Raw genomic sequence first — 4116 nt, 5'->3', positions numbered from 1 at the left:
AATTGTAGATTGTAGGGGCGAGTCGCTGCTCAAATATGGCGGTGTTAAAATTAACCTGTCTCGACTCGCCCTAGCTTAAATGTAGCGAAGGAACTGAATCTCTGTTTACCTTGACATCAGAGTTATGCTAAGGGCAGATAAAACCGAAACGTACTGCCAATCCCTAGCTGACTTTCCACCTCAATCTCACCCCCTTGCAATTCCACCAACCGCTTCGAGATAGCTAACCCTATCCCCGTTCCTCCAGTGTGAGGATTGCGCGACTTTTCCGCCCGCCAGAACCGTTCAAACAGATGAGGAATATCCTCTGGGGCAATCCCCATCCCCGTATCGGTTACCGCAATCCATAACCGAGAAATAATACCTTTTCGTCCATCCCGTTCTATCCATACCTGAACCGTAATCGCACCTGTTTTAGTATGTCGAATGGCATTGCCTAAAAGATTCACCAACACTTGTTCCAATCGGTCAATATCTGCCAAAACTTGTGGCAATTTCTCCGGACAATCTAAGTGTAATACTGGACCTTCTTCCAACACCTGATCCGCAAACTTTTGCACCAGTGATTCTAACAGGGGACGCACATTTACGGGTTCCAGTTTAATCGGTAGATAACCGGCTTCGGCTTTGGAGAGTTCCTGTAAATCATTAATTAACCGTTCCAATCGGCGCGTTTCTTTTGCCAACTGTTGATACATCGCCGGCGTTGCTTCCATCCGTTGTGTAGCCAGTTCTTCTAAATAACCCCGCAGTACCGTCAGGGGGGTTCGCAGTTCATGAGTCAAATCACTGACTAAATCTCGCCGCCGCTGTTCCACATCTTCTAAACTCACCGCCATCTGATTAAAACTGCTGGCGAGTTGATTAATTTCAGGAATTTCACTGGGCGGGAGTCGTTTATCCAGCTTACCCGCGGCAAATTGTTGGGTAATGTCTTCAATTTGAGTCAGGGGTTTGACAATGCGACGAGATAACCAGTAACTAAGTCCTCCTGCTGCCGTCGTGCCAACAATAACAGACCAAAATGTGCCGCGATTCCAAGCCCTTTGAAATCCTTGTAATAGGGAGGTACGGGCAACGCGAAAGATGACTCCTTTGCCTTCTAATTGTTGCAGATGTAAGATAAAGAAGCGCGGCGAAGATACTTTACTAATAATTAACAGGGAACCCACGCCGACAATCATCACTAACAAATGGGAGAGAAACAGGCGTGAGACTAAGGGTAAGGATTTGCGGCGGCGTAAACCGGTTTTACTCATGGGGTTCGATAAAATTTTGGCTTTGTGGGCTTGGCTTAAGGCTTAAGTGAAGCCCTGAACTCAAGTTCGGGCTAAAAGCTAAAACCCGTTAAAACGGGTTGAAAGACCCTAGCCTAGTAGGTAATTCTTTATGAAGAGTCCCCTACAGACGGTCGGATCGCCCGCTTTGGTGTTTCTTTACAGGCAGGGGTTCTAAACTGTTGCGGGTTTGCATTGTAGAAAATTGTAGATATATAGTAAAGTATAAGGAAGCTTCTTGGGATATTGTCGGGGGCGACGCCGTGCAGCCGATACGGGTTAACCCAGTATGAAAGACTAAACTACAAGTTTCTATAAGTTTAGTCTACAGGGTTATCTTCAAATTTATAACCAACACCAATAACGGTCTTAACAAAGGTCGGATTACTGGGGTCTGGTTCTATTTTTTTCCGCAATCGGGCGACATGGGTATCAACTACCCGTTCATCACCAAAGAAGTCATTCCCCCAAAGTTTATCAATCAGTTGAGTACGATTCCAAACTCGACCCGGTTGACTGGTAAAGGTGGCTAACAGATTAAATTCTAACGTGGTTAAATCTAGGGGTTCTGATTCCTCAGAATCGAGTTGGCGACTGGCGGTATGTTGATCTACATCCACGGTAAAATGTTGGGTACGGTAGACGAGGGACTGTCCGCCGTGACGTAAACTACGCCGCAATAGCGCCCGGACTCTCGCCACCAGTTCGGTAGGGCTAAAGGGCTTGACCAGGTAATCATCCGCACCTGTTGATAAACCAATTACGCGGTCAATTTCCTCTCCCTTCGCCGTCAGCATTAAAATATAGGGGTCTTTGGGTCCCGGTTTTTGGCGAATTCGGGCGCACACTTCTAGTCCATCCAATCCCGGTAGCATTAAGTCGAGAATAATTACATCCGGTTGCTGGGTTTGGAAGGCTTGGATGGCGGCTAGTCCATCGCGACAGGAGTAGCAGGTGAATCCTTCGCGTTCTAGGGTGAGTTGGATGAGTTTAGCGATTTCCGCTTCGTCTTCAACGATTAAGATATCCATATAATAAGTAGGTGGGAACAATTACAGTGAAAGGTTTTGATTGTCATTCGTCATTCGTTATTCGTCATACTCGCGGAGCACCAAGCAAGCTACGTTTTATGTAAGGGTTTGAGTATTATTTACAGGACTGGTGGAGTGTTGGGTTTATTTCCACGAATCTAAATACACGACGCTTGTTTCTACGATATCTTATACCAATTCACCAGACAGCGACGAGGAAGCCCCTGTAGGGCGAGCATCTTGCTCGCTAGTATAGGCATCTTGCTCGCTGGTGCTGGTATGGTGTTTCGTTAAAGGTGTGGGCTAGGTGCATGAATCGTTGTTTTTGTCAATACAAAACGAATAGGATCAGGGCTGCTTTTTTCGGCTTATTATATTTTTATCTAAATCGGGTTCAACAAAATTGTTGTCTAGGTGGTGAACAATGCGATGATTTTTATTAATCCTAAGACCGATTTTGCCTTTAAAAAAATTTTTGGTTCTGAGCAAAGTAAAGATATTTTAGTTAGTTTTTTAAATGCTCTCCTTTATGAAGCGCGTCCGGTCATTGAAGATTTACAAATCATTAATCCTTATCTAGCGCCCAGAATACGCGGTGTCAAAGATACTTACCTAGATGTTAAAGCTAAGCTCGAAGATGGAACAACTGTGATTATCGAGATGCAGGTGTTGAATGTGGAGGGATTTGAGAAGCGGATTTTGTACAATGCAGCCAAGGCTTATTCCATTCAACTGGATAGTGGCGAGGATTACAAGCTATTAGAGCCAGTGATTGCTTTGACGATTACGGATTTTGAGATGTTTAATAATCTGGATAAGATAATCTCGCGGTTTGTTTTAAAGGAAAAAGAGTATCTGGTTGATTATTTAAGTTATGATATTGAGTTGGTCTTTGTGGAATTACCTAAATTTAATAAGAGATTGGAGGAGTTAGAGACGCTAACCGATAAATGGATTTATTTTCTTAAAAATGCCAGGAGTTTGGATAGTGTACCGGAAACAATGGAGGAAGTCCCGGAGATGAAGCAAGCGTTTGCTGTGGCGAATCAAGCGAATCTGAGTCGGGAAGAGTTGGAAGATTTGCAAAAGCGGGAAATGTGGATATATGATCAGCGAAATGCGATTATTAAGGCGGTTAATCAAGCGGTTAAGCAGAAACAAGTAGAAATTGCTCGGCGACTACTGGATGTGTTGGATGAAGAAACGGTTAGTCAAACGACAGGGCTTAGTCTGGAGGCGGTGCAGCAGTTGAAGCGCGATCGCTAAGCTGTTCGGTATTTAAACCTTAATGTCAATAATGGCTCTCATCCTTGCCGTAGTAGTGCGAGCATCTTGCTCGCTACATTCATTGAGCATCTTGCTCGCTACATTCATTGAGCATCTTGCTCGCTACTAATACCCAATTTAAATGCATGATACCCAATCCGCTATAATTCCTAAGAAATACTTTCTGATATAGGCGGTTGAGTAAAGGGCGACCCGACCCCATTGAATGGACTGGTGTTGTGAATTAGGTCAAGCGGGTCGCCCCTACAGGGGAATTATAAATGTTTCGTTCATCCGTTGCGGATGCGATCGCTAATTTAGATCGAATGGCACTGAAAAGCGGGCATTATGAGATCGCCAAAACCTTTGATGTACTGTAGGGTGGGTTTCGGCTTCGCTCAACCCACCAGCATACCAGTCAGTGACATTCAATTTAGATCCCTAACCTTCAACAAGTCGGGGATCGGGTAGGGGAATGGATTACAAGCCCAATTTTTGTAACACAGGTTTGGTGGAGACAATATGCTTACTCAAGCCCAACT

At 44.6% G+C, this 4116-nt stretch carries 3 protein-coding genes; 1 reads left to right on the top strand and 2 read right to left on the bottom strand.

Translation table 11 applies throughout. From position 1 onward, the window contains the following. Window positions 1-122 precede the first annotated feature (122 nt). Both ACLFWI_RS27775 and ACLFWI_RS27770 read right to left on the bottom strand, forming a co-directional pair. Entirely contained in the window at window positions 123-1259 is a 1137-nt protein-coding gene (locus ACLFWI_RS27775; RefSeq protein ID WP_446415622.1) for a sensor histidine kinase, read from the bottom strand. A gap of 338 nt (window positions 1260-1597) precedes the next feature. Continuing rightward, window positions 1598-2308, bottom strand: a complete 711-nt coding sequence (locus ACLFWI_RS27770; RefSeq protein WP_446415621.1) for a response regulator — start codon at window positions 2306-2308, stop codon at window positions 1598-1600. 429 nt (window positions 2309-2737) lie between these two features. On the opposite strand from ACLFWI_RS27770, the gene ACLFWI_RS27765 reads away from it, so the two are divergent. Further along, window positions 2738-3574, top strand: coding sequence for an Rpn family recombination-promoting nuclease/putative transposase (locus tag ACLFWI_RS27765; protein ID WP_446415620.1), 837 nt, complete (start codon window positions 2738-2740; stop codon window positions 3572-3574). Window positions 3575-4116 lie beyond the last annotated feature (542 nt).

It is taken from the genome of Coleofasciculus sp., assembly GCF_046539235.1.
GTDB lineage: Bacteria > Cyanobacteriota > Cyanobacteriia > Cyanobacteriales > Coleofasciculaceae > Coleofasciculus.
Note: the sequence above shows the minus strand (reverse complement) of the source record. Positions and strands in the feature narration are given on the sequence as shown.